General features: G+C 50.7%; 24 protein-coding genes and 1 pseudogene. 13 read left to right on the forward strand and 12 right to left on the reverse strand.

What is annotated here, in order from left to right; translation table 11 throughout:
* Nucleotides 1–196 precede the first annotated feature (196 nt).
* Genes DESTI_RS11585 through DESTI_RS11610 form a run of 6 tightly spaced genes read left to right on the forward strand, consistent with a single transcriptional unit; the run spans nt 197 to nt 3,771 of the window.
* Nucleotides 197–682, forward strand: coding sequence for an RNA polymerase sigma factor (locus tag DESTI_RS11585; protein ID WP_157212145.1), 486 nt, complete (start codon nt 197–199; stop codon nt 680–682).
* A 2-nt stretch (nt 683–684) separates the two neighbouring features.
* Nucleotides 685–942 carry a hypothetical protein gene (locus tag DESTI_RS11590; protein WP_014810149.1) on the forward strand — a complete coding sequence of 86 codons (258 nt, stop codon included), beginning with the start codon at nt 685–687 and terminating at the stop codon, nt 940–942.
* Nucleotides 939–1,418, forward strand: coding sequence for a hypothetical protein (locus DESTI_RS11595; protein WP_014810150.1), 480 nt, complete (start codon nt 939–941; stop codon nt 1,416–1,418). Before DESTI_RS11590 ends, DESTI_RS11595 begins: the two co-directional genes overlap by 4 nt.
* A gap of 10 nt (nt 1,419–1,428) precedes the next feature.
* Nucleotides 1,429–2,073 (forward strand): TIGR04282 family arsenosugar biosynthesis glycosyltransferase, encoded by a 645-nt coding sequence (locus DESTI_RS11600; protein ID WP_014810151.1) that lies wholly within the window; start codon nt 1,429–1,431, stop codon nt 2,071–2,073.
* Between the two features lie 16 nt (nt 2,074–2,089).
* Entirely contained in the window at nt 2,090–2,755 is a 666-nt protein-coding gene (locus DESTI_RS11605) for a TIGR04283 family arsenosugar biosynthesis glycosyltransferase (RefSeq protein ID WP_272913410.1), read from the forward strand.
* A 32-nt stretch (nt 2,756–2,787) separates the two neighbouring features.
* Nucleotides 2,788–3,771: an NAD-dependent epimerase/dehydratase family protein gene (locus tag DESTI_RS11610; RefSeq protein WP_014810153.1), complete on the forward strand. Its 984-nt coding sequence runs from the start codon at nt 2,788–2,790 to the stop codon at nt 3,769–3,771.
* A gap of 15 nt (nt 3,772–3,786) precedes the next feature.
* On the opposite strand, the gene DESTI_RS11615 is transcribed toward DESTI_RS11610, so the two are convergent.
* The 5 genes from DESTI_RS11615 to DESTI_RS11635 form a co-directional block, all read right to left on the reverse strand.
* The gene (locus tag DESTI_RS11615) at nt 3,787–5,148 is read right to left on the reverse strand and encodes a LutB/LldF family L-lactate oxidation iron-sulfur protein (RefSeq protein ID WP_014810154.1); all 1,362 of its coding nucleotides are present in this window, start codon (nt 5,146–5,148) and stop codon (nt 3,787–3,789) included.
* Nucleotides 5,145–5,867 (reverse strand): (Fe-S)-binding protein, encoded by a 723-nt coding sequence (locus tag DESTI_RS11620; RefSeq protein WP_014810155.1) that lies wholly within the window; start codon nt 5,865–5,867, stop codon nt 5,145–5,147. The genes DESTI_RS11615 and DESTI_RS11620 overlap by 4 nt, the downstream gene beginning before the upstream one ends.
* A 17-nt stretch (nt 5,868–5,884) precedes the next feature.
* On the reverse strand, nt 5,885–6,310 hold the full coding sequence (locus tag DESTI_RS11625) for an HIT family protein (protein ID WP_014810156.1): 426 nt from the start codon (nt 6,308–6,310) through the stop codon (nt 5,885–5,887).
* Between the two features lie 78 nt (nt 6,311–6,388).
* Nucleotides 6,389–7,348 (reverse strand): cysteine synthase A, encoded by a 960-nt coding sequence (gene cysK / locus DESTI_RS11630; RefSeq protein ID WP_014810157.1) that lies wholly within the window; start codon nt 7,346–7,348, stop codon nt 6,389–6,391.
* Between the two features lie 228 nt (nt 7,349–7,576).
* Nucleotides 7,577–10,261, reverse strand: coding sequence for a penicillin-binding protein 1A (locus DESTI_RS11635; RefSeq protein WP_014810158.1), 2,685 nt, complete (start codon nt 10,259–10,261; stop codon nt 7,577–7,579).
* A 135-nt stretch (nt 10,262–10,396) separates the two neighbouring features.
* Here DESTI_RS11635 and DESTI_RS31080 point away from each other — a divergent pair, with 135 nt between their 5' ends.
* From DESTI_RS31080 to DESTI_RS31760, 3 genes and pseudogenes are all read left to right on the forward strand, one after another.
* On the forward strand, nt 10,397–10,576 hold the full coding sequence (locus DESTI_RS31080) for a hypothetical protein (RefSeq protein ID WP_041286159.1): 180 nt from the start codon (nt 10,397–10,399) through the stop codon (nt 10,574–10,576).
* 731 nt (nt 10,577–11,307) lie between these two features.
* Entirely contained in the window at nt 11,308–11,583 is a 276-nt protein-coding gene (locus DESTI_RS11645) for a hypothetical protein (RefSeq protein WP_014810160.1), read from the forward strand.
* A 159-nt stretch (nt 11,584–11,742) separates the two neighbouring features.
* Nucleotides 11,743–11,927 (forward strand): annotated as a pseudogene (locus DESTI_RS31760) (hypothetical protein).
* A 52-nt stretch (nt 11,928–11,979) separates the two neighbouring features.
* On the opposite strand, the gene DESTI_RS11650 reads toward DESTI_RS31760, so the two are convergent.
* Nucleotides 11,980–12,519, reverse strand: a complete 540-nt coding sequence (locus DESTI_RS11650; RefSeq protein ID WP_014810161.1) for a pentapeptide repeat-containing protein — start codon at nt 12,517–12,519, stop codon at nt 11,980–11,982.
* A gap of 305 nt (nt 12,520–12,824) precedes the next feature.
* Between DESTI_RS11650 and DESTI_RS11655 the strand changes: the two genes are divergently transcribed.
* Both DESTI_RS11655 and DESTI_RS11660 read left to right on the forward strand, forming a co-directional pair.
* Nucleotides 12,825–13,649: a DUF169 domain-containing protein gene (locus DESTI_RS11655; RefSeq protein ID WP_014810162.1), complete on the forward strand. Its 825-nt coding sequence runs from the start codon at nt 12,825–12,827 to the stop codon at nt 13,647–13,649.
* 23 nt (nt 13,650–13,672) lie between these two features.
* Complete coding sequence (locus tag DESTI_RS11660; RefSeq protein WP_014810163.1) at nt 13,673–14,377, forward strand: HAD family hydrolase; 705 nt, start codon at nt 13,673–13,675, stop codon at nt 14,375–14,377.
* Nucleotides 14,378–14,583: 206 nt separating this feature from the next.
* On the opposite strand, the gene DESTI_RS11665 is transcribed toward DESTI_RS11660, so the two are convergent.
* The 5 genes from DESTI_RS11665 to DESTI_RS11685 all read right to left on the reverse strand — a co-directional run bounded on the left by DESTI_RS11665 (nt 14,584) and on the right by DESTI_RS11685 (nt 18,955).
* Complete coding sequence (locus DESTI_RS11665; RefSeq protein WP_014810164.1) at nt 14,584–14,889, reverse strand: hypothetical protein; 306 nt, start codon at nt 14,887–14,889, stop codon at nt 14,584–14,586.
* A gap of 101 nt (nt 14,890–14,990) precedes the next feature.
* Entirely contained in the window at nt 14,991–15,680 is a 690-nt protein-coding gene (locus DESTI_RS11670) for a pentapeptide repeat-containing protein (RefSeq protein WP_014810165.1), read from the reverse strand.
* 380 nt (nt 15,681–16,060) lie between these two features.
* On the reverse strand, nt 16,061–18,001 hold the full coding sequence (locus tag DESTI_RS11675) for a solute symporter family protein (protein WP_014810167.1): 1,941 nt from the start codon (nt 17,999–18,001) through the stop codon (nt 16,061–16,063).
* A 13-nt stretch (nt 18,002–18,014) separates the two neighbouring features.
* Nucleotides 18,015–18,365 carry a DUF485 domain-containing protein gene (locus tag DESTI_RS11680; protein ID WP_211213777.1) on the reverse strand — a complete coding sequence of 117 codons (351 nt, stop codon included), beginning with the start codon at nt 18,363–18,365 and terminating at the stop codon, nt 18,015–18,017.
* Nucleotides 18,366–18,547: 182 nt separating this feature from the next.
* Nucleotides 18,548–18,955, reverse strand: a complete 408-nt coding sequence (locus tag DESTI_RS11685) for a hypothetical protein (RefSeq protein ID WP_014810169.1) — start codon at nt 18,953–18,955, stop codon at nt 18,548–18,550.
* 696 nt (nt 18,956–19,651) lie between these two features.
* Between DESTI_RS11685 and DESTI_RS11695 the strand changes: the two genes are divergently transcribed.
* Nucleotides 19,652–21,553, forward strand: coding sequence for a propionyl-CoA synthetase (locus tag DESTI_RS11695; RefSeq protein WP_014810170.1), 1,902 nt, complete (start codon nt 19,652–19,654; stop codon nt 21,551–21,553).
* A gap of 239 nt (nt 21,554–21,792) precedes the next feature.
* A complete protein-coding gene (locus DESTI_RS11700; RefSeq protein ID WP_014810171.1) occupies nt 21,793–23,754 on the forward strand; it encodes an acetate--CoA ligase in 1,962 nt (653 codons plus the stop codon).
* Nucleotides 23,755–23,925: 171 nt separating this feature from the next.
* On the opposite strand, the gene DESTI_RS11705 is transcribed toward DESTI_RS11700, so the two are convergent.
* Nucleotides 23,926–24,630: a 3'-5' exonuclease gene (locus DESTI_RS11705; RefSeq protein ID WP_014810172.1), complete on the reverse strand. Its 705-nt coding sequence runs from the start codon at nt 24,628–24,630 to the stop codon at nt 23,926–23,928.
* Nucleotides 24,631–24,829 lie beyond the last annotated feature (199 nt).

Genomic DNA, 24,829 nt, shown 5'->3' on the forward strand with positions numbered 1-24,829 from the left:
GTGTGAAGACAGTGTATTAAGACAATGTATGATGAATAATGTGTGTCCCATCGGTATTGAAGAACGCTTGATCACGGATGCCGCATTACAGTAGACGGGAATCGGGGAAGACGATATCCGGCGGAGAGAGAGCACATCCCGAGATCTTGAAGACATCCGGCAGACCCTGGCTGGTGACGGCACTGCGTACGCCAGATTGGTCGAACGGCATCAGGAGAAGGTTGCAGCCCGCATGTGGCGCTTCACCCGAAATACATCCGTGCACAAAGAATTGGTCCAGGACGTGTTCGTCGAAACATTCACGAGCCTGCGAACGTACAAAGCGAAAGCTCCGTTCGAACACTGGCTCGCCAAAATTTCAACAGCAGTAGGATATCGTTACTGGCGGAAGAAAAGCCGGGAACGTGTCAACCCTACGATTCCCATCGAAGACTGGGATCAGGTCCTCGCTGTGGAACCTGATTCTCTTGATCCGGAAAAGGCGGCCGGGATTTTGCACACGCTCATGGAGCAACTTCCGCCTCGGGACAGACTGGTCCTTATGCTGCGATACATCGAGGACCGAAGTGTCGAAGAAACTGCCGAACTTACCGGATGGACTCAAACTATGGTCAAAGTTCAAGCCTGGCGGGCCAGGAGCAAGCTGAAACGGCTGTTCGAGACTTCAGGTTTGGAGGTGTAAGCATGAAACATATCGAAATCCTCCAAAAACTTGCCAAATCCGCGAGCAGAGAAGAATATCCGCAGGTAGATGTCTCACGGACAGTGATGGCGGCCATCCTGCAAACGGAAGAGCCTGACATGAAACCTTTGCTGTGGATTGCAGGTGTAGCATCTGCATGTGCGTTGACTGCATGTGTGTTGGGAGTCCAGGCATGGGATCCCTGGGTCGATCCCTCACTGATCAACCCCTTTTCTCTTGTCGCGTGGGTGATACTATGAATGATACGATGTCCAAAGAACCTGATATCACGTCGGATGTCGAATCTCCCGGACTTCCGCCGAAAAGAAGACGCTGGCGAGTAGTTCTGTTAGGAATTATTATCCTGGTGTGCGGAGTAGCCATTGGTGCCGGTGGTACTGTTGTTATCATGAGACATACGGTTCTCCATGCAATTCAGCATCCGGAAGAAGCGCCCCAGCGTATTGCAGATCGCGTTCGAAAGAAGTTGGGCATTTCCGACGAGAAAGCTGTCAGGATAGAAGAAATTCTTTCGGAGCGGCAAAAAAAGATTCAGGCATTACGACGTCAAGTACAACCTCAAATCGACGACGAGTTAAACCAAGCGCGGGAAGAGGTAGCCGCTCTCCTCAATCCCGAACAGGCCGCAAAATGGCGGGAACGATTTGATAAGCTGAGGATGTGGTTTCCAGCGCTTCCCATGGAATCCAATTCTGGCAAGACGAAAAAGAACTGATGGTTGCGCCATGCTTCAGAGAATTATCGTTTTCGCCCGCTATCCCGAGCCCGGTAAAACAAAGACTCGCTTGATTCCAGCTATCGGACCGGAAAAAGCTGCAGCTCTGCAACGATTTCTCGCGGAGCACGTATTATCGGTGATTAAGACATGGGGTGCTCGGCGGTCCGTTTCCGTCGAGGTCCGCTATGAAGGGACGGATGAGACCTGCATGACGGAATGGTTAGGCTCCGGATTCGTGTACAACGTACAGCGAGGAGCCGACATCGGTGAAAAAATGCATAATGCCTTTGAAGATGCATTCAATGAACAATTCGATCGTGTCGTCATTGTCGGCACCGATCTCCCTTTCCTCGATTCGGAAATCCTGGAATCGGCTCTTAACCTTTTGATTACACATGATTTGGTTCTTGGCCCGGCCAATGATGGTGGTTACTACCTAGTGGGTCTCAAAGCACCTGAGCCGGAGCTGTTCCGGAATGTAGCCTGGGGAACCGATCTGGTGCTCGATCAGACGGTGCATGCCGCTTCATCTCTTGGTATGACTCCCGGGTTTGTGCGGGCTCTCGATGACGTGGATCGACCGGAAGACCTGCAAAAATTAAAGTCTCTCTCCGAATTCGTGAGGAACCCTGCGTTTCAGGGTCTGTTGTGACGTCTTGACTATCTCAGTGATAATTCCCACCTTGAACGAAGCGGAATATCTGCCGCGTACCCTGGAAAGACTCGCCAATAAGGAGGATCTCGACATCATTGTCGCTGACGGGGGAAGCACCGATGGAACCAGAGAAATTGCTCGGAGTTTTACGGTGACTTTCATGGAATGTCCGAAGGGCAGGGCGCTCCAAATGAACAGTGCTGTACGATCTGCTTCGGGAACTGTCTTGCTCTTTCTTCACGCTGATACTCTTTTGCCCGACAATTGGGAAAAGGAAGTCTGTAACGTTCTTTCCCACAATACCGTCTGTGGAGGTGCATTTTCGCTGAGAATCCGGGGAAACGGCATAGGTTTACGCATAGTAGAGGCTCTTGCCGATTTCCGATCTAAAGCTTTTTCTCTTCCGTACGGCGATCAGGCGATTTTCGTAAAGAGAGAGATCTTTGACGATTTGGGAGGCTTCGCTGAAATACCCATCATGGAGGATTTCGAGTTCATGCGCCGATTGCGCATGAGAGGGAAAATTCGTATTCTGCCGGACAGTGTTATTACGTCGGGTCGTCGTTGGGAGAAACTCGGGGTACTGCAGACTACCATGATCAACCAGATGATGATTATGGGGTATTACCTGGGAGTGGCTCCGGAGAGCCTCGAGAAATTCTATCGGAAGCCTCGATAAGGGCTTCTTCCGAAAAGTGCAAGGTTTGAGCAATGAGATTCCTGGTCACAGGAGGAACCGGATTCATCGGCAGCCACATGGTGGAATTTCTGGCCGGCCGCGGTCACGAGGTGGTGTGTCCGGTTCGAGATGTCACAAAACTGCGGCATTTGAAGGGTCTTCCCGCACGAATAGTCCTCTTCAGTGAACTTGAAAAGGAAGTTGGAAGCAGTGACGGAATTGATCATGTGATACATCTAGCAGGCGCAACCAGGGCCAAAGATTTGGCTGCTTACCGATCGGCGAACGTGGAACGCACACGGGACCTCTTGATGATGTTTTCCAGTGGGTTGTGCAGGGATCGTATCAAAAAGTTCGTGCTCGTGGGATCACAGGCAGCCGCAGGCCCATCCTTGGATGGGATCACACCGACACGGGAATCCGACGTTCCCCGTCCGGTGTCTGATTATGGCCGTTCCAAGCTGGAAGCCGAGCAGTTAGTGCTGCAATTTCAGGACGTATTACCGGTTTCTGTTATCAGGCCTCCCACAGTGTTTGGCCCCAGAGATGCAGATGTCTTGGACGTATTCAGGTTGGCCAAGTACAGGATTGCGCCGTGTCTTGCCGGGCCTGACCGCTATGTGAGCATCGTATACGTAGAGGATCTGGTGGAAGGTATTTACGCTGCCTGCGTATCGCCTCGGTCCTGCTCAAATGTCTATTTCATCTGTAATGCGGAACCGGTTATCTGGAAACGCTTCGCAGTGGATGTTGCGCGAATATGCGGATATTCTGCCGTTTCTTTTCCGGTGCCGTTGCTCCTCATGAAGGTAGTGGCTGCTGCAGGAGATCTGAGAAGCAAACTTACCGGTTCCGTGCCGCTGCTCAGATCGGAAAAACTTGACGAAATGCAGCAGACAGCATGGATCTGTTCACCGGAAAAAGCATACTCGGAACTCGGCTGGCAACCGAGGACTTCTCTCGACAAAGCAATCGAGAAAACTGCCATATGGTATGCCGAGAACGGTTGGATATGATTGTCGTCCCTACCCCTACGGATTCATCTTACTTCGAAACGTCCGAATTGCCGGTTTGGGCAGCCGCTGGACAGCTCCTTTGACAAAGCGTTGGATCAAAGGCCACGAAACCCGGGCCGCAGCTTGCCCGAGTGAAAAGAGTGCAGGACTTCTCACCGCAAGGCCGTACGCTTTCATGGCCACTTGCTCTTCCTGCGGTGTAAATCCTTCGCGAACACGGCGTTCCCTCAGCTTGTAGAGTATGTCCCGAAGCGGTACTCGCACGGGGCAGACTTCATTGCATGCCCCACACAAAGTCGTTCCGTCGAGCAGCGGGTATGAGTTTTCCATTCCTTCCAGCAGCACTGTCAGAATTATCCCCATAGGTCCGGGATATACCGAACCGTATGCATGACCTCCAATGACCCTGTACACAGGACATACATTCAAACAAGCGCTGCATCTGATGCATTTCAGGATTTCACGATATTCGCTCTGATTGATCTGAGTGCGACCGTTATCGAGGAGCACAAGATGATGCTCCCGGGCTCCGGTGTTTTCTCCTTCTTTTCTCGTACCCGTAATCACCGACAAGTAGCTCGAAAGCCCCTGGCCCGTAGCCGAGCGAGGAAGCAGCCTAATGAAGGTCGGAAGATCCGCGAAGGAAGGGATGATCTTTTCCAGAGTGAATACCGATATATTGAGCGGAGGCAACGTCGTAACCATCCGGCCGTTACCTTCATTCGTGAACATGCAGATGCTGCCGGATTTCGCCAGCGCGAAATTGGCGCCGGTAATGCCCGCGTCTGCTCGGAGAAACTCTTCCCTGAGAGCGGCTCGTGCAATCTTCGTCAGGACGGTGGGATCGTCCGAATATTGGACCTTGAGCTTTTCAGCGAATAATCGTCCAATCTGGAATCGATCCTTGTGAATGGCTGGAGCCAGTATATGAGATGGAGTCTCCCCTGCCAATTGTACGATGTACTCGCCCAAATCGGTCTCGACAACTCGCATTCCCCGCTGTTCGAGATACGGATTGAGATGAATCTCCTCTGTGACCATGGACTTTGCTTTGACAATATTCTTGACCTTGTGGTCTCGGAGTATTCCGTGCACGATGTCCCTAGCGGCCTGGGCGTCATGAGCACGATGGACCGTTGCACCTGCAGCTTCCGCATTTCTCACGAACAAATCCACATAATCACTGAGATGATCCAGCACTTCCAAGCGGATTTTCGATGCCCGATCGCGCCATTCGTCCATAGGAACCGAGGCAACACCGATCGCACGTTTCGTCGTGAACGTATCGGTGGAGGTCTTTATGGCTCCTCGGAGTTGTCTATCGCGTACCGCTTCTGCGGTGTTTTCCCGAAAATGTAAACGTGATTTGCCGCTCATAAACCCTCCGCAAGCACTTGTGCAAGGTGCTTCACTTTGACCTCGCTACCGGCTCTCGTGAGTGCATCCTTGATATTCATGAGGCATCCCATGTCGCACCCGGTCACGACATCAGCTTTCGTATCGATAATGTTCTGCGCTTTCTCTTCTGCAACCGCCAAAGAGACCTCGGGTAATTTGCCCATGAAAGTACCGCCGAAACCGCAGCATCGGTCGGCGTGTGGGAGATGGACGAATTCCGCTCCGCGTAATGATTCCAGAAGAAGCAGCGGCTCCTCTTTTACTCCCAATTCGCGGGTTAGCTGGCAAGACGCGTGATAGGTTATCCGGCCCGAGGCTTCCAATCCTGCTTCGTGAACCTTCAGCACGTGAACCAGAAACTGGCTGAGCTCATAAGTTCTTGCCGCCACTTTCTGGGCTTTTGCTTTCATCTCGGGTTCATTCTCGAAAAGAGCCGGATAGTGCGTTTTGACCATCGAAGCACATGATCCCGAAGGTATCACTATCGGATCGTCAGCCTTGAACACGGAAAGAAAACGACGTGCCGCGTGCCTGCTCTCCTCTACGTATCCTGCGCTGTTGGGAGGTTTTCCGCAGCAGGTTTGGCCTCTCGGAAAGACGATTTCGACTCCAAAATGTCGCAAGAGTTTTACGACTGCCTCACCAGCCTCAGGGAAGAAAGTGTCAACGAGGCATGTACCGAATAATTGAACTCTCATATGGATATGTGACCTTCTTATTGCAGAGCGTCTTTAATTTTGGACGCGTTTTGGGAAATCTCGTTCTTGTCTCCCGGAACCGGTTCCCACGCACAGATCGTCAGCCCGTCCTCATTCCATCGAGGCACAAGATGCATGTGAACATGTGGAACCACCTGATTGCCGGCTTTACCGTTCAGTTGCAGGATGTTCAAACCGTCCGGTTTGAGACTTCGGTTGGTAGCCTTAGCAAGTATGCATACGGTCGATGCCAGCCTTCCAAAGAGCTGGGGGTCCATATCGGCTATGGTTTCAAAATGCTCTTTGGGAACGACCAAAAGATGCCCAGGGGTCAAAGGACTTATGTCCATGAACGCTAGAACGGAATCGTCTTCGAAAACTTTTGTGCTGGGAATCTCGCCGGCAACAATCCTGCAAAAAATACAGTTCTTGTCGGATCTCATCGACACACCTCCCTGGCTGTATTACTTCCGCTCGGGTATAGTAATATACCTTACCGCTTCTTCCAAACAACCCAACGATCAAGTCTGGATTCCTTCAAAAAGAGCCGAACTAAGGTAACGCTCCGCGGCACTGGGAAGCACCACCACAATAGTCTTACCTTGAAATTCCTCACGCTTCGCAAGTCTGACCGCCGCAGCTACAGCAGCTCCCGAAGAGATACCCCCGAGAATTCCTTCTTCTCTTGGCAGACGGCGCGCAAACTCCAGTGCTTCATCGCTGTGTACCTGCTGAACTTCGTCAATCAACTCCAGATCGAGAATCTCAGGAATGAAGCCTGCGCCGATTCCCTGAATTTTGTGAGGCCCGGGCATGAGTTCCTGACCCTGGAGCTTTTGGCTTATCACAGGGCTTTCTGCAGGTTCCACGGCCACAGAATACAATGACTTTCCCCTCACTGCTTCAAAATAGCGGGAGACTCCTGTAATAGTCCCGCCTGTTCCTACTCCGGATACGAGAACATCGACATTGCCATCGGTATCGTTCCAAATTTCAGGTCCGGTGGTCGATTCATGTATTTTAACATTCGCGGGATTTTGGAACTGCTGGGGCATGTAGAATTTGCCAGAGTTTTCCTCTACCATCTCTTCAGCTTTCTGCACCGCTCCCTTCATTCCCTTCGATCCTTCGGTGAGAATCAGGCGGGCACCGAGCATCTTCAGGATTTTCCGGCGCTCAAGACTCATAGTTTCAGGCATGGTTAGCGTGAGAGGATATCCGCGTAATGCGCATACATAGGCCAAAGCAATACCGGTATTACCACTCGTGGGTTCGATAATTTCAATTCCCTCATGAATCAGCCCCTGTGCTTCGCCTGCCTTTATCATCGATACCCCAATCCGGTCTTTTACCGAAAACGCAGGGTTTCTCGCTTCCATTTTGGCAAGCACCAGTGCTCGAGCATGATCGACTATCTTATTGAGCCTCACGAGCGGTGTTCGACCAACTGCTTCGATGCTGTCGGAAAAATAAGCTGTCATGCTATCCTCCCTCACAAAAATAACGTCTCACCTTTGAAAGGTAATTACCCGTGGAACCATTCGGAATGAGGTACTCTGACACTTCCCTTGGAAGATAGGAATCTGTGTACCACAAAAATGAATCAAAGAATCGAATTTTATCGTAAAGCCCGTTTTGTAGCCGTCAACTGAAACGCTGAATTTCTCGATGAATTCGTTCCATTCTATGCGATTGCGCGCTCGACGAGTTCAATAAGGCTCTTTGACAGACTTGCTCTGATTGGAAAAAAACGGGTCTGAAAAAGGATCTTCAGCAAACGATCGCCCGGACGCGGGAGGTTTCTCCATTGCCATTGGTACGGAAAATCCCGGATTGAAACTAAAACGATCCGCCTCTTCCGTGCCGTAGGAGGCTAGAGCCGCATGTTCATTCTCCTCGAGTTGCGGTTCTTCGCCTTTTCGAGCAAGATCCGGACCGGCTTCAAGGAGGTCTACTGCCGCGATCTCATGCTTTGAGTAGAATCTCTCGCGAAAAACAATCCCCTCCGGAACAGGATAAGGACTTTGAGGCTCCTGGGACAGAGTGTTCTTCATGAAGTCCATCCAAATGGGGAGAGCTGCTCTGGCTCCATATTCATTCGATCCGAGAGATACTTTCGTATCCATGCCCACCCATACTCCGGTTGAATACTTGGAGTTGAATCCGACGAACCAGGCATCTGCCGCACCATCCGTGGTCCCTGTTTTTCCGCATAGATCTTTTCTTTTCAGCTTCGTGACTGCCGAAGCAGTACCCCGTGTGCAGGTTTCGTGCATCATGCTGACCATCAGGTAGGATGTTTGAGGACTCAGGACTCGAATGGGATCGGCTCGCCGCTGTATTGCCGGCACGTACCGTTTTGTGAAACGTATTTCATCTCTGCTTATTCGGTAAAGTGCTGCTTTTTTCGCTTCGGGGGCGTGCAATTGTGCTGATGAGCCGGAAATTCCATAGTCCGCCACCACCCGTGAGATGTCGACAGGGTCGAGGGTATTGTCTTCCAACACATTGCCGTAACGATCCGTAATCTTCTTTACCAGAACAGGTTGGATCTTAAGGCCACCGTTGGGAAAGACCGAGTATGCTCCGGTCAGATCGAACAATGTTACCTCGGACGCGCCGAGAGCGAGAGACGGGCTTTTGACGAGAGGGGTTCCGATTCCCATTTTGCCGGCCAATTCTGTCACCGGTTCATAGCCTACATCCAAGAGCAGTTTCACGGCTACCGCATTCCTGGAGGCTGCAAGTGCAGTGCGCAAAATCATGGATCCGTAAAATCCTCCACCTGCCGGAGACCACCATTCCGAAGAGTCGCCTAACCAGACGGAAACCGGTCCATCGTCCACGTACGAATAGGGTGAGTACCGGCCGGTCTCCAATGCAGCGGCGTATACGAAGGGCTTGAATGCACTACCGGGCTGCCGTTGCGCTTGAACGGCGCGATTAAACGGAGAACGTTCAAAATCGGTACCTCCGATAAGCGCACGAACGTATCCTGTGTTGTTCTCCATACACACGAGAGCTCCCTGGACAGCCGGGGCATCGATGTGCTTCAGTTCAATCCGATCCTTCGACCGAGCATTGACGATCTGAAATTCCAATACGTCCCGAACCTGGTACCTGTATTCCGACGGTAATTGCGTGCGAACCTGAATATTTCCGGCTAGAGCCACCGTATATTCCTGTGTACCCGGTAATTTCGCATTCTTGGTTTGACCGTGAACCTTGGTGATCATTGCATGGATAAAATCGCCTTTTTTCAGAGCGGCTGGACTCTTTTTCTTGAAGAAAGCGGCGGATTCGGAAGACGACAACTGTTTCACCAGACCGGGCGACCGTTTGTGACGCGATTCCCACGCGCGTAATCCCCTCATAAGAGCTCCCGAAGCGTACTCCTGGAGCTTCAGATCGCATGTAGTCCAGACATGGAGTCCCTCGGTGTAAAGCTTTTCTTCTCCGTATTTTTGCAAAACGTATTGACGAACGGTCTCGGCAAAATATGGCGCTATTTCGTACGTATTCGGCAGAGATTCCCTGAACACGAGTTTTTCGGCTACTGCCATGCGATAATTCCGCGAATCGATAAATCCGTGCCGAGCCATTCGATCGAGAACAGCATCACGCCGGGACCGGGCAGTCGTTAATTCCGAGGCTTTAGAGAGCCTCGATGGATTGGATACCAGTGCGGCCAGGAAAGCACCCTCCCCAAGAGTCAGCTCGGATGCTCGTTTTCCGAAATACGTTCGAGCCGCTGCCTCGACCCCGTACGCGCCCTTGCCGAGATAGATCTCATTCAGGTAGATGTCGAGAATTTGCTCCTTCCGAAGGCCTTTTTCTATGCGAAAGGCCAGGAGTGCTTCTCGAATCTTTCGTGAGACCTTTTTCTCTCGGCTGAGGAGCAAATTGCGCGTAACCTGCTGAGTTATCGTACTGCCTCCCTGGTTGAAATCTCCAGCCTGCGCATTCTTCAGAAATGCTCTGAATATTCCGAATGCATCCACACCGTGATGCAGAAAGAATCGTACGTCTTCAGCCGCAATAAAGGCGTAAATCACGTGAACGGGAATTTCTTCAATTTTGATAGGGAAGCGTTTTTCTTTACAGAACATTCCAATAACTGTGCCGTCCTCAGCGTAAAAGAGAGATGCTGCTTTCGGGCGATATTTCAGCAGATCCGGCACTTGTGGAAGATCGACGGAAAAATACGAAACACTTCCCGCCAGGATACCTGCAGTTCCAAATAGGATGCCGCAGGCGACCAGTATCGGAATCCCGACAACGAGCCAGAGAATTGCCTTTGCAGTCTCAGAGGCCCATCCAATAATTGAACCAGCAAGTTTTTTGTTTGGGTTTAATGCATTTTTTCGAACAGAATCAATTTTCCCTGTATACAAAAAAAGTCCCCTCCGCCGCGAATCGATATCAATTGAAACAACGCATAATAGATGCTGTCATTGAGTAATGAGGCACACCCGAAGAAGGGTGTGCCCCCTTGTTATCTCCTCCCAAGGGCCAAGGGGAGCGGAGACATGAAAATCGGAGCAGGCATCGGAGGTACCGTTACTATCGGAACGGATCTCGGTACGACATTCATTGGTAAGGATGGAAACGATGTTGCGATGGAACTCGGCAAGGTCACTGTAGGAGAAAGAGGGATAGGGCTCAGTGGTCCGGACGAGGAAAGAACGAAGCTGGAAAGCTCCGAATAGGCCGGCGTAGCAGGATACGTTTCGGCCATCACCCCCGCGGCCGCAAGGCGATCTGTCAAATCCGCAAACGGCACCGAGCTCAAAGGGGAAACAGGAACGTACGACGGCCTTCCCTGAGCCTGAACCGAACGAGTCCTGTTGGCTTGCGTTTCCAGTGATTTTCCCACCGTAAGCGGCAGAGTCTCTTTCGCTAAACGGTTGTTCCCTGCTTGTAGGGGCAAACTACCGGTCTGCCCAAGTTGGAGCAAATCGTTGAATGCGGACTGAGCCACTGAAATGCTCGAGTACGGTCCCGCAAGAACGCGTGCGTCGTATGTCGGCCTGCCGCTGACAATGGCCAGACTCCCTGACGGTTGTTCAATGACGAAGTACGGGACCGCAAAAGCCGTATTCGATAGACTCATTCCAGTTAGAAGCATAATTGTAAGAAAGACTAGTGTTTTCATGCGCTGAATCCTTGCAAGGGTTACAAATTAGGAAGTTGTTCAGCTTGTCCGGTCTCACTCTAAATCTAATTCAGAATTGATTTCCGGCAATTCTTCCAGAGTCCAATTCTCTGACATTCACTCCTTATGGACAGGTATGTGCCTGCTGTTGTTCCCCGGGGGAATGCTGACCCTCCTCGATCCCTCTTTCTTTTTTATCCACAAATCACAGATGCGCCCTAACCAAGTTTGCTGCAGTTTATCGGGTGATTAATCTAGGAAAGGAATCAGGAAGGAGCGTAAATCATGAGAATCATGATAATAGGGATGCTAATAGTAGGATTCGTTTTTACCGGTATGTTTGTTCCCATGGTGAGTGCTTTGGATGGAACTCCAGGTACCGATCAACTTCAAATCAAGCCGGATAAACAGATCCCACCGAATCAAGATTCCACTCCAAAACCTAGTGACAGTACTCTGCAACCTGCCTGTCTCCTTGATTCGAGCCTATTTGACGGCCAAGAGCCGCAACCTGCGAAACCGAACGAGCCGACTTTCGGAAGTTTTGATTGCCGAACATAAACGATAGTCTTCGACGCGAGAGGTATTCACGAATGTCTCTCGCGTTGCTTCTCGTGCGTTCCCCCGTGTAAAAGGGTAGATTAGCAAACCAAAAATACCTGATCTTTACCCGTTGATGATTCCGCCCGGGACATCCAGGTTTTCTCATCCTGTCAAAAAATCGCACACGGAGGAAGAAAGAATGGCACCTTAGGCACGCGAGCCAAAACTGGTGAAAAATGTCCGGAATCAGGAATCTGGAAGGTTGTAGGAAATCCTTCGACCACTGCGCCAATAGCAAAGGGCAACATCATGCCGCCCTACAATATCAAGCAGTGACGTGGAAACTGATTCAGTATGCCTGAAAACTGTAATTACTCAGAAACGGCTTGGAAGTTGCTCTGAATATTTCATGAACTAAATCGAAGCGCTCTCCATGAGCCGTTTTTCTCCATTCATCCCCTTGGTCAAAAACGTTTCTGCGCGGGTGAGTATGGCATCGGTAAGATCTGCTCCGGTAAAATCGGCTCGAGTAAGAAATGCTGCTTTGAGATTGGCGCCTGTGAGCCGCGCATCGGTCAGGTTCGCTCCAATAAGATCTGCGCTCGCAAGGTTTGCTCGAGAGAGGTCTGCACCGATCAGCAATGCTCGATGCAAATTCGCTGACAGGAGATTGCTCCCTGCGAGTTTTGCATTCGTGAGATTTGCCTTTGACATCTTTGCGTCCGAGAGGTCTGCATCAGTCAAGAAAGCGCCGCTGAGATCGGCCCCGTATAAGTAGGCCCTGGCAAGCTTAGCATTGCGCAGATCCGCTCCGACCAAATCGGCTCTCATCAAATTTGCCTCGGAAAGATCGACCCCAGCTCGAATGGCACGCTCGACCACTTCACGCAAAGACTTGGCTTCACCTTCAAAGATGTGTTCGTACGTGAACCTGTTTATAATATCAAACCACATTTTCACCTCACCATGTGCTGAAGAGTGCATTTTTCGGTTTCAATTAAATGCGGACGAAGCACCGCAGCAATTCAAACGTCTCAATAGTATAGCACATTCAGAGTACTTGTTTCAAAAGTTTAATTTCATATGTGGACGTCAGATTATAATTTACTACATTAACGGTAATATTCTGATTATCAACTTGGTCAAAACTGTCCGCCGGCAGTGGCTCGGCTGAAGGTGCTTTACTGAAAAGCGTTGAGTGGTGCATATTACAAGAAAAGAGAAAAGACTATCTCAAAGCGGGAAGTAGGATGCACTACATGGATGCAATAAAGATTCAAAGATTTCTGGACGTCTTGGGCCTGACAGAACAACCTTTTGCAGTTCTCTACACCGACAATCCCCCTAGGGATGGCATTTCTCCGAAAGCGGGAACGCTCCCCTCTATCGAAGCCGAAGCTGAGGGCCGCGTGGACTGGCAGTCCCTCAATGCGAATTTTTCATGTGTCATCAGTCTTCTCTGGAGAGCCAGAAAGAAGGGAACATCGGCATTTTTCGATCGAGAGCATTTCGGGTGCCTGGGCGGAGCTTTTTATCTGGGCTTCCTGAAACCTCAACTGAACGGCATTGTTTATTACGTATCCAGTGGAATTCCAGGACAAATGGAAGGCGAACATTACCTGGAATCTCCCGAGGTTACCAGAAGATTTTTTGATGAAATCGATCCGAGACCTGCTCCTGCCCGGTATTGTGTGTTCAAGCCTTTGAATCTCCTCGCACCGGAAGACAATCCCGAGTTGATTGTGGTTTTCGCTCGAGCCGAAGTGATATCGGGTCTCAATCAACTGGCCTCGTTTGTTACGAATGATTTCGATGTTGTCCGCTCCCCTTTCGGAGCAGGCTGTTCCGGTATAGTCACATGGCCTTTGACATACATGGCACGGAGAGAATTCAAGGCAGTTGTAGGTGGATGGGATCCCTCGGATCGCGTGTATATGAAACCGGACGAATTAACGTTTTCCATGCCGACACAGATGTTTCAAAAAATGGTGGACAGGTGGCAGGAATCGTTCCTGACAACAAGAACCTGGGCTCAAGTGAGAAAGAGAATTGAAAGAAGCAAGAAAGCCTGGGGTGAAGCATAGTTGCTCGGCCTTTGAAGGTAACCATGAAGAAACTTATTCTTTTCGATATAGACGGAACGTTGATGGATTCTGGAGGCGCAGGAATTGCAGCCCTCAATTTGGCATTACAGGATTTGACAGGCATACGGGAAGGATTTCGCGGAATTGACTGCGCCGGCAAAACGGATATTCAAATAGTTCTTGAAGCATATGCCAAATGGGGGGTCGTATCCGGAGACGGCATGGTGCGGGCGTTCGTGGACCGATATCTTCACCATCTGCCGGAACAGGTGACCATGCGGAATGGCGGGAATGTCAAGAAGGGAGTGCACGATTTGCTCGCAGCGCTCAGCCGAGTCTCAGATTATGCGCTCGGCCTTTTGACCGGGAATGTGGAGAAAGGGGCACGAGTGAAACTCGCTCCCCATCGTCTGAACGACTATTTTCCTCTTGGTGCTTTCGGTGACGATAGTGCCGACAGAAATGAGCTTCTCCCCATTGCGCTACGACGATTCGGCCGAGTCAATGCTCGTCCGGTAGATGCGAAGGCGTGTCTTGTAATAGGAGATACGCCGAGAGATGTGGAATGTGCGCATGTTCACAGCGCTCCATGTCTCGCAGTTGCAACCGGAAGATATTCGACTCCGGAACTTGTTGCCGCAGGGGCCGATCTTGCCTTGGACGATCTCTCCGACACGACGCGCATACTCGACTGGATTGATGGGCTGGGGACTACCCGCACCCCCTAGTAAGAAAATCAACCGTAAAACTTGCCGATCGTGAAGATCGATATTGGCGTAAATGGTTTGTTCGCCGGGAGCGGTTCGCATCCCCTCTCCCGGACAAAGCGCGGCTCTATTCATTCTCTACAATGTGAAAGGACTCATTTGCATTCGGGAGTAGCAGAGGTATTGAAGCCTGTACGCTCCGGAAATATTCCAGGAATCTCGGTCGGCTACTCTTTCTCGAGATCTCTTATTTTTCTGTCATATTCTTTCCAGAACCTTCTGTCGCAATCTTCCATGCACTGAGCCAAAACGTAGTAGCCTCCCCGATAGCCGCGACCGCCTCGATAGTAGGGCGATGCTCCATATAAAGAACGGCACCGAAGCTCGCATTGCTGCTTGTCGAAACCGTCCTGAAAAAGGCTCTCGGTATCGGAACGTTCCGGCAAGAACTCCCGCGACAAGACCGAATCAGAACCGGCCAGCCCGGAAGTCAACAAAATCAAAACAGCCGACAGGATCATTATTGTTTTCATTGTGTACCTCCACATTCAATTTTCACTGAATGTAGATTCATCTTCTCCGGTTGAGATTCGGATCGAACGCAAAGAAGATGGAGGGTCTCTCTGCTCCGCCATCATTCTTCACATTCTACATCGTTGCGGAGCACATCGTCCAGTTTGGCTCCTTCCATCAGGGCATCCGTAAGGTCTGCGCCAACCATCCTGGATTCGGTCAGGTCGGCGTTGCGAAAGTTAGCCTTTTGAAGACGGGCATTGTCAAGGTTTGTCTGGAATAGACGAGCTCGCGAAAAATTCGATCTCCGAGCATCTGTTTGCGAAAGATTTGCGTTTGATAGATCCGCACCTGTTAGGACTGCATTGGCAAGGCTCGCTTCGGACAATTCCGCTCCGACCAAAATGGCTTCCGACAAATCGGCTCCGTTGAAGTTCGCACGGAAGAGCATTGCTCCGGATAGATTGCTTCGCGTACCGCGTAAGCCGGCGAGATTTGCAGAAGTCAATTCAGCCTCCGAGAGATCCACACCGTCAGTTATGGCCGTCTCGACCAAGTCTTTAATGGTCGCGGCCCTGGCAGAAAAGATAATGCTGTCGGTGAACTGGTTCTTTATGACCAAATGAGAATCGATTGAAGGAATTTTGCCACCCAGTTCCGCCGGTCCGATAGCTCCGGAAGCAATCATCTTGTCGAACAGACTTATGAGTCCTTTCATGGAGAGATTATACTTACGCATAATCTGTGAATAGTCCATTCCTGAAATTATGTCGTTTCGAGCTTCCTTCGCGTCAATGCTCTTCGTGTACACTGTCTGATCACTCCAATTCAGCTCGGTTTAGCAATGCATCTTGTGCAATCGATGGGAAACGGATGTTTTCCATTGATCGGAATATCACAGAAGTCTCCCGGTATCTACACAGTCGCCGAGGTCGAATGCGGTCTGCCTGCCCGATCTCGGTCCGGTTGATTTCGCAGGCTTGCCAACAGAATATCAAATCTTCTATTCAGTGAGCAAACCGAGTCCAATTTTTAGATCGGAGCGGAGTCTGTATGGTGACAGGACTGGAGCGCGGGACCACACTCCTCGAGCGACTCGCCTGCATATTGCCGAGGCTGTTGAGTTATGCGGAAATGGGAGAAAAGGGGGAGGCCGTTCCCTGAGGGTGAGACAACCTCCCCACGTTAAGATTAATGGCCGATTGCCTGTGCTATGCCAACTCCAGTGTTTTGACGAACATAGAGTTCGTCAAATGCATCCTCCTCGCGTTTACTCGGAAATAGCAGCGAAAAGATAATCGCTGCCAGGAATCCTGCAGGTATCGAGAAAATACCGGGGTTCTTAAGTGGGAACAGCGGCTTGTCCAAACCAAAGATGAATGACGATCCGTCCTTGTTCTTTTCGTAAATCGCTTTGGCTTTTGTCAATTCTGTTTTTTCCTGATCGGATAGAACAGCTCCAGTGGCTTGTTTCTTTTCCAGAGTGTCGACAATCTTCTGCTGACCCGCTGCGATCATTTTGGGGTACTGCATATTGGGCGATACGAGCACAAGTAATATAGAGACCGAAGTCCCGATTACCAGACCGCCCACTATGCCGGCGGTACTCATCTTACGCCAGAAGAGTGAAAGCACCACCGTAGGAAGGTTGCCCGCGGAAGCCACCGCAAAGGCCAAAGCCACGAGATGCGCAACGTTCTGGCCTTCGGCGAGAATTCCGATGATGACTGCAACCGCTCCCACGCATATGGAAGCGACTCTGGCGGCAATAACCTGCTCTCTCTGATCCGCTCTGCCGGCCTTGATAACGCTCACGTAAATATCGTGCGAGATAGCCGCTGCCGACGCAAGCACGAGGCCGGAAACAACCGCGAGGATCGTTGCAAAAGCGACCGCGCACAGGAATGCCAGAAGAATGTCACCCATCAGAGGATAAATGTCATTTCCCAACATTTGCGCAAGTAGCATGTTTGACATGTTACCGCCCTTGTCAACTCCGTATGAGACCTGCGGAGTGACATGGATCGCTGAGCCGAAACCGAGAAGAGTGGTCAAAATGTAGAATGTTCCGATGATGAACATAGCGATGATGACTGATTTTCTTGCTGCTTGGGCAGTCGGAACCGTGAAAAACCGCATGAGAATGTGCGGCATTCCGGCAGTTCCCAACACGAGTGCCATGCCCAAAGAAATCTGATCCCAGACATCTTTCAGGAGCAACCCCGGCTCAAGGAATCTCTGGCCGTAATCGAAACCTTCCTTGGGAATAGCGTCTTTGAGGAGCTGTATCCTTGTCCAGTCCTGAATCTGAGGATTCGATGCCACATCATGGAAGAATGTGACAGGATTAAATCCGGACTGATTGGCTACCAGGATGCAGAGAATTGCTGCGCCCGTCATGAGCAGTCCGGCTTTTATGATCTGAACCCAGGTCGTCGCAATCATACCACCCAAAGTGACGTACACGATCATGAGAAGACCGACGCCCGTGATCGCGTATCGGAACGGTATTCCCAGAAGGAGTTCCATCAATTTACCGGCACCGACCATCTGAGCTGTCAAATAGAAGATCGAAACGAGCACGGTAGAAAATGCTGCAGCCGCCCTGACCGGTCTGGGAGATGAGCGGAATGCCAAGACATCTCCCATCGTGTACTTCCCGGCATTACGACACGGTTCGGCAACGATGAGCAACACGGTCACGTACGCGACGAGCCACCCCACCGAGTACATGAAACCGTCATACCCGTAGAGGCAGATAAGCCCCGCAATTCCCAGAAATGAGGCAGCGGACATGTAGTCTCCCGCAATTGCCCATCCGTTCTGGGCACCGGTAATAGCTCCCCGCGCCGCATAGAAGTCTGCAGTAGTCTTGGTTCGCTGCGCAGCCCAATACACGATGTACATGGTTATCAAAACAATGATGATAAACATGGTTATGGTGATAGTCTTGTTCGCTTCGACTTTGGTTGGGGCTGGAGTCCTTTCGCCGACTTTCCCCTTTGCCGTCTGCGCCACCATAGCGTTAGCAATTATCGTATCCTGGCCTGCAAGTGCATTGCTGTGGCCCATAAAGCCTGATCCCAAGCCCAAAGTAAGGGCCAAGGCAAAGATTATCGCAACTTTCTTCATTACCCCGCTCCTCCTACTTGAGATTCAGCTCATCGAGCAGTTCTTTGGTGAGTCGATCGGAAACTTTGTTTGCCCATGATGCATAGTACATGGCAATTCCCCAGGATACGAAAAACTGGGACAAGGCAAAGAGATACCCGATATTGATGTTTCCGATTACTTTCACACTGAAGAATCCCGGAGCAGACCCAGCTCCGATAGGGAGGAGAAAGTAGTAAATGGTTGAGAATATCCACCATCCAAAGAGAAAAACTGTCTTTCTTCTATGCAGCTCTATAAATTTAGGGTTTCTAGCAATAGCCGCCCACGCTTCCGGTTTCGGAGTTTTGGCCACTTCGGGGGCCTTCTGAGATTGTTGCGCCACGTTGGTCACTCCTTCCGTGTCGATGCTGAGAGCCCGCGCATAGGTATCGGGTTCTCGGGCAATCACCTGAGACGCGAATGCCGTCAAGCCTGCCAAGAGGGGGAGTACAGGTTTTCCAGCACTTCACATCACTAAGTTGTAAGTTCTGCTCGTGTTCAGGTTAGGTCGACTGAGCGATCTCTTCAGGATCGCAACTGGTAGATCGAGACGGTCAGTGCGGGAGGCGAACGGCCTACGGCAACAACGAAAAAGACGATTCTTCCGGGAAGCTCCGGAGAATGCGCTTTTGAATAACGGCGTCGCAGCCCTCGTCCGCTGTCGCGTATCAGGTCTACGAGGCCACTGTAGAGGTATTTCAGCAAAGCTCGGCTTCTTAATGCCGCAATCAGGGGACTGGTGAGTTCAGAAGATCGTATGGACGGAATGAGAATCGACGTGAGAAGAAGTAACCTGAGATCCGGAGAGATTTCTATTGGATTGGAAGTCCCTGGAGGGAATGTAAGCCGATTCCTGGCAATATCTGAATCGTAAAAACAAAGAGCATCGTGGAATTGCCACAGACCGGAAGGATCCTCGTAACCAGGTGACATTGCCACCTGCGGTCTTCCCCTGGCCTTGACAGAGCTGTGCCTTTTGCGAGAGGGCTTTATTCTTCTTTTCTTCTTACTTTGCATCAAATCCCCGTCTTCGTGCTCCCCTTCCGATTAAATAACCTAACAAATGGGAGCTGATAGGAGATCTGCAACGCGTCGGCGGGAATCTTGAGTAAACACCGCCAAGATCAAGTCTGGATGCCTGAGACCCGCAATCAACAAAGCGTGGTCTCGGATGATGATATATACAGACTCATTGTATCGCGTGTCAACCCAAAAGTCACAAAAAAATTGCGTAATGGCTGCAGAAGCTGTTCTGAGGCAATTCCTCCTACAATTGTCGGTTTCTGAGGTGTTGCAAAATGCAGCAATTCCCCAGACGCTGAAACAGTACTTGCGAACGATCATGAAAACTGTCATCATAGAATTTCTTTTCAGCAAAGCTCGTCCTGTCAACCGAGTGGCCATGAAGCAGAAGACTTCTTGTCAATTACGTTGTTCAGTCACCTATACCGGATATCTCGTTCCCGAAAGAGTTCTTTTTTGTACGAACGAACTTTGATCGTTTTTTGAGAATTCGGACTATATCTTGAAAACCGCAAATAATGTCGAGTGTCGATCGTTTGATTACCATTCTCCGACAACACGGTGGCGGCTTTATTCCACCAAAGATACAAAACCTGGGGGTTGACTATGAAGTATCAGGAAGCGTACCGAGAATCTCTAGAAAATCCGGAATCCTTCTGGGGAAGAGCTGCTGAAGAGCTCGTGTGGGACCGAAAATGGGATAAGGTGCTGGAATTCTCGAATCCCCCTTTTTATAAGTGGTTTAAAGGCGGCATGCTGAATACCTGTTTCAATGCAGTCGACTACCACGTTCAACAGGGCCGCGGAGATCAGGTGGCGGTCATTTACGATAGCCCGGTAACTAACACCATTCAGAAAATCACTTACTCGCAGTTGCAGGACAGGGTGGCTCGTATTGCGGGTTTCTTGCAGAAATTAGGTGTTGCCAAAGGGCATACGGTTCTCATCTACATGCCCATGATCCCCGAAGCTCTCATGTCCATGCTGGCATGCGCGCGGCTCGGCGCCATTCATTCGGTCGTTTTCGGCGGATTTGCCTCCAGAGAATTGGCTATCAGAATCGACGATGCCAAGCCGAAGGTAATCTTGTCTGCGTCCTGCGGTATTGAAGTGCAGCGCGTCATCCCTTACAAGCCGCTTCTTGACGAAGCAATAGATATTGCGGACCACAAGCCCGAAACATGCGTCATCCTGCAAAGGCCGCAAGCGAAAGCAGAGTTGAAACAAACGAGAGACCTTGAGTGGGCCGATCTGGAAGGAAAAGCAGAACCTGTGGGATGCGTTTCCGTAGAAGCGACCGATCCTTTGTACATTCTTTATACTTCCGGAACCACAGGGAAGCCGAAAGGAGTCGTTCGGGACAACGGCGGACATGCAGTCGCACTGAAGTGGAGCATGAAACACATCTACGGCATCGAACCGGGAGATGTGTACTGGGCCGCTTCAGACGTGGGGTGGGTTGTGGGGCATTCTTACATCGTGTACGGTCCGTTGCTCATGGGAGCCACTACCATAGTATACGAAGGGAAGCCCGTGGGAACTCCCGATCCGGGTGCGTTCTGGCGACTTATATCTCAGCATGGTGTCAAAGCTTTGTTCACTGCCCCTACCGCAATCCGAGCCATTAAACGAGAGGACCCCAAAGGCGAGTACCTCAGGAAATATGACATATCATCGTTCGATACCCTTTTCCTTGCAGGAGAAAGACTTGACCCTGACACTTATTATTGGGCTTCCGAGCTCTTGCAGGTTCCTGTCATCGACCACTGGTGGCAAACTGAAACCGGGTGGGCGATTGCAGGCAACTTTAGAGGTCTGGAGCTATTTCCCACGAAAGCCGGCTCAGCTACCAAACCCATGCCCGGATATAATGTGAAGATCCTCGACGGAGGAACCGCCGAAGAACTGGGACCCAATCAAAACGGTGTGATTGTGGTGAAACTGCCTTTACCCCCCTGCAATCTACCAACGCTCTGGCAGGACGATCGGCGATTTGTAGAATCGTACATGAGCCCGTTTCCCGGATATTATCTTACCGGTGACGGTGGATATATCGATGAAGACGGTTACGTCTTCGTCATGGGTCGTATTGACGACGTCATAAATGTGGCAGGACACCGGCTATCTACCGGAGGCATGGAAGAAGTTCTGGCGACTCATCCGAATGTCGCTGAATGTGCGGTAGTAGGTGCTGCCGACAGCCTCAAAGGGCAGGTCCCGGTAGGATTTGTAGTACTCAAAGCCGGAGTGAGCAGGCCTCATGACGAGATAGTCGGCGAGCTTGTCCAAATGGTGCGGAAGGAAATCGGACCCATCGCCGCGTTCAAACAGGCCGCTGTCGTGAACCGTCTTCCCAAAACGCGCTCCGGAAAAGTGCTCAGGGGAACCATGCGCAAGATTGCAGACGGTGAAAGCTACAAAGTTCCCTCTACCATTGACGATCCGGCGATTCTTGAGGAAATCGGTTCCGCTGTCCTGACGATTGGATACGGAAAAAAAGCGAACTGACCGGAACTGCTTCCAGGCGGGAAACCAAAGTGTTTCCCGTCTGAAAGACCCATTTTCGGTCAACGCGGACACTTCAGGTCTCTACAAAATACTCCTTTTTATCAGTGAACTATTTGTCTTCTCAGGAGACGTGCTATAGAGAATATTTGTGCAGCGCCACATTGCCTGTGCCTGTAGTATTGAGATTCGTGAATTAGCTTCATGTCGCTGACGAGCCTGGGATTAAAGGAGACTGCTTCATGCATCATGCTTCACGCGTATATGAATCTCATTTAAGAAAATTCGCAAAAACTGCTCACGTGAAAGGTATGGAAGAGTACACGTCATTGTATCGACAGTCGATCGACAATCCCGAACTCTTCTGGTCGGAACAGGCTCGGAAACACCTACACTGGTTTAAAGACTGGGACTTTGTTGTGCGTTTCGATCCTGATGAGGCCAGGGCTGCATGGTTCGGAGGGGGAACACTGAATGCGGCGTATAATTGTCTGGACCGACATCTCGACACTCGGGGAGACAGTATTGCTATTTACTGGGAAGGTGTCGAATCGGAAGCCGACAGGACTTTGACATTCTCTCAGCTCAATGAGCTGGTGAACGCTTTTGCAGCGGTTTTTAAAGCGCGTGGACTGGGGAGGGGCGATCGAATAGCGATCCACATGCCCATGATTCCCGAATTCGCTGCGGCAATATTGGCATGTGCCCGGATAGGGGCTGTGCATTGCTGCGTATGCCTGGGATTCGGCCGAGAATCGTTAGTGTCGAGAATCAACGATACCGGAGCAAAAGTATTAGTGACAGCGGATGGATCTCGCGTGGAGGGAAATCCGATCGGCCTCAGCGGAAAAATGAGTAGATGTCTTGAAGCATGTCCCCATCTCGAATCCGTGATCGTGGTGAATCACCTCGGGCTCGATTTGAACCTGAAATCCCCTCGAACAGTATGGTTTCATGAAGTCGCTTCGGATTTGTCTCAATCGCATATAGTTCAGTCGGAGCACATGGATGCGGAAGACCCCCTGTTCGTCTTTTATACCAGTGCAGCCATCGGCAAACCGAGAGGCCTTGTTTACGCTCATGGGGGTTATCTGCTCTGGGCTGCAATGAGCACACGGTTGATCCTGGATTTACAGGATACGGACAGATATTGGTGCACTGAAGATTTTGGCTGGATGCCGGGACTTACCCTCGGTCTTTATGGAGCATTGCTCAATGGGGTAGGGACAGTGATGTTTGAAGGAGCGCCCTGGGATTCGTCAGGCAAGAGATTTTGGGAGATTATTGAAAAGCATCGGATTACCAAGTTATCTACCACTCCCACTCTTGTCCGGACCTTTGCCGCTTCCGGCTCTGCATCTTCATCGCATCCCGGGCATTCGTCACTCGAGGTGCTGAGCAATCTTTGGGAGCCCTTCTCTCCGGATACATGGGAATGGCTTTTCGAGAATGTGGGAAACGGCAACTGCCCTGTGATGAACATGTGGTGGCAAGCCGAATCCGGAGGTCCTATGATTTCTTCGTTTCCGGGAGTGACTCCGGTTAAACCGGGGTCGGTCTCTTTTCCTCTTTTCGGAGTGGAACCGATCATCTTGGACCTCGATACAGGAGAAGAGACCCGCTATCCGAATCAGGAAGGCGCTCTGCTCATTGGAAAACCCTGGCCCGGGATGGTTCGCACGATATTCGCCAATCACGACGAATATCGGGACGCATATTACGCTCCTATTCCCGGACTCTTCATTACAAGTGATGGGGCCAAGATAGACGAAGACGGCTATTATTGGATTACCGGAAGGATTGACGATGTCATTAAGGTCTCCGGCAGGTGTGTAGGTGCGTGGGAAATCGAGACTGCTCTTGGATCGCATCCTGCCGTGAGTGAGGCGACTGCCGTAGGGATTCCTCATCCGCTGAAAGGGCAGGGTATCTATCTCTTTGTTACCCTTAATCCCGGTTATGAACGGTCCGAAACTCTCAGAGAGGAATTGGCAAATCTACTCCTGGATAACATCGGTACGATGGCTCTTCCCGACATAGTCCAATGGGCAAAAGCACTTCCCAAGACTCGCAGCGGAAAAATTCTGAGACGCTTACTCCAGAAGATTGCAGCCGGGCACGTAAACGATCTCGGCGATACTGCAACGGTGGCAGATCCGGCTGTTTTGGAGACTCTGATCAAGGAAAGATTGGGGTTTCTCTAATACCGTTCTGCGTTCAAGATGCTTACTGCACTGACCTGTCTTCGCAGGTCCATGCTTCTGCCTCAGTAGGAACTATCTTGACTGCAAGTCCGCATAAAATTGTACAATTACGGTTTCGCCCTGCCCAATGTGCATAAGAACTGTGATGGATGTCTCTTTCCTGTGCTTTCATCAGAAGTGGTGCGGCCCAAGCTTTCCGGCTGTGTAAAAATCTCTGAGTCGTAGATAGCCTGCCTCTTTTAAGTTCTTAACCAGAAACAGGAAGAGATAAGCTGTCTGGAGCGCATCTTCCAGCGCATCGTGTTGAGTGAACAGCGGCAGGCCGTATTCACGGGCAAGGACCGCAAGATTGTACGATTTGCCGAGACCGGTGATTTCGACATTCGATCTGGATCGGTGGTCCTGAAACACTTCGGCCAATTTCATGGAATCGACACAGGGATTGCTCATTGTGCCTCCGAGGTGCTTTCGGAGCGCTTTGTTGAGAAAGGCCATATCAATACCCACATAATGCCCTATCAGGAGAGCCTTACCGCAAAATGCGACGAATTCCGGCAGCACTTCCCCGATTCCGGGCGCATCTTCTATTTGCTGAGGAGATATTCCATGGATGAGCGTGCTGCTCTTGGGCAGGTTTCCGGTCGGTCGAACGTACGAAAAAAAACTCTCACCCAGAACGATCCGCAGGTCCTTTATTCGGACCGCTCCTATTGAGACAATCTCATCCCGTTTCGGATTTAGTCCTGTCAGCTCGGTGTCAAATGCCACAAAATCGTATGTCTCTATGGCGGAGGTCTGATCGAATTGTGAAAAACAGGACGCGTTTTCCTGCAGAATCGGGTGCTTGGGAACTCGTGTCCAGGGCCACAATTTCACGTCGATTCACCTGTCCCGGCAATCTATTCTTGAACGTTCGCTTATCCATTCAGCTATGCGTGGGAAAAATCCCCCCTTCCCCCCTTTATAAAAGGGGGGGGAAAGAAGGCACCTGCCAATTCCCCCTTAATAAAGGGGAGTAAGGGGGGATTTTGAAAGTCAGTGGTATCATGATCACAGGAGAAGATCTTCTCCACCC

It is taken from the genome of Desulfomonile tiedjei DSM 6799, from assembly GCF_000266945.1.
Taxonomy (GTDB): domain Bacteria; phylum Desulfobacterota; class Desulfomonilia; order Desulfomonilales; family Desulfomonilaceae; genus Desulfomonile; species Desulfomonile tiedjei.

Excerpts from the sequence above, each read along its gene's own strand:
- DESTI_RS11590 (WP_014810149.1), top strand. The coding sequence starts at position 685 with ATGAAACATATCGAAATCCTCCAAAAACTTGCCAAATCCGCGAGCAGA.
- DESTI_RS11595 (WP_014810150.1), top strand. The coding sequence starts at position 939 with ATGAATGATACGATGTCCAAAGAACCTGATATCACGTCGGATGTCGAA.
- DESTI_RS11600 (WP_014810151.1), top strand. The coding sequence starts at position 1,429 with ATGCTTCAGAGAATTATCGTTTTCGCCCGCTATCCCGAGCCCGGTAAA.
- DESTI_RS11610 (WP_014810153.1), top strand. The coding sequence starts at position 2,788 with ATGAGATTCCTGGTCACAGGAGGAACCGGATTCATCGGCAGCCACATG.
- DESTI_RS11615 (WP_014810154.1), bottom strand. The coding sequence starts at position 5,148 with ATGAGCGGCAAATCACGTTTACATTTTCGGGAAAACACCGCAGAAGCG.
- DESTI_RS11620 (WP_014810155.1), bottom strand. The coding sequence starts at position 5,867 with ATGAGAGTTCAATTATTCGGTACATGCCTCGTTGACACTTTCTTCCCT.
- DESTI_RS11625 (WP_014810156.1), bottom strand. The coding sequence starts at position 6,310 with ATGAGATCCGACAAGAACTGTATTTTTTGCAGGATTGTTGCCGGCGAG.
- cysK (WP_014810157.1), bottom strand. The coding sequence starts at position 7,348 with ATGACAGCTTATTTTTCCGACAGCATCGAAGCAGTTGGTCGAACACCG.
- DESTI_RS31080 (WP_041286159.1), top strand. The coding sequence starts at position 10,397 with ATGAAAATCGGAGCAGGCATCGGAGGTACCGTTACTATCGGAACGGAT.
- DESTI_RS11645 (WP_014810160.1), top strand. The coding sequence starts at position 11,308 with ATGAGAATCATGATAATAGGGATGCTAATAGTAGGATTCGTTTTTACC.
- DESTI_RS11650 (WP_014810161.1), bottom strand. The coding sequence starts at position 12,519 with ATGTGGTTTGATATTATAAACAGGTTCACGTACGAACACATCTTTGAA.
- DESTI_RS11655 (WP_014810162.1), top strand. The coding sequence starts at position 12,825 with ATGGATGCAATAAAGATTCAAAGATTTCTGGACGTCTTGGGCCTGACA.
- DESTI_RS11660 (WP_014810163.1), top strand. The coding sequence starts at position 13,673 with ATGAAGAAACTTATTCTTTTCGATATAGACGGAACGTTGATGGATTCT.
- DESTI_RS11665 (WP_014810164.1), bottom strand. The coding sequence starts at position 14,889 with ATGAAAACAATAATGATCCTGTCGGCTGTTTTGATTTTGTTGACTTCC.
- DESTI_RS11675 (WP_014810167.1), bottom strand. The coding sequence starts at position 18,001 with ATGAAGAAAGTTGCGATAATCTTTGCCTTGGCCCTTACTTTGGGCTTG.
- DESTI_RS11685 (WP_014810169.1), bottom strand. The coding sequence starts at position 18,955 with ATGTCACCTGGTTACGAGGATCCTTCCGGTCTGTGGCAATTCCACGAT.
- DESTI_RS11695 (WP_014810170.1), top strand. The coding sequence starts at position 19,652 with ATGAAGTATCAGGAAGCGTACCGAGAATCTCTAGAAAATCCGGAATCC.
- DESTI_RS11700 (WP_014810171.1), top strand. The coding sequence starts at position 21,793 with ATGCATCATGCTTCACGCGTATATGAATCTCATTTAAGAAAATTCGCA.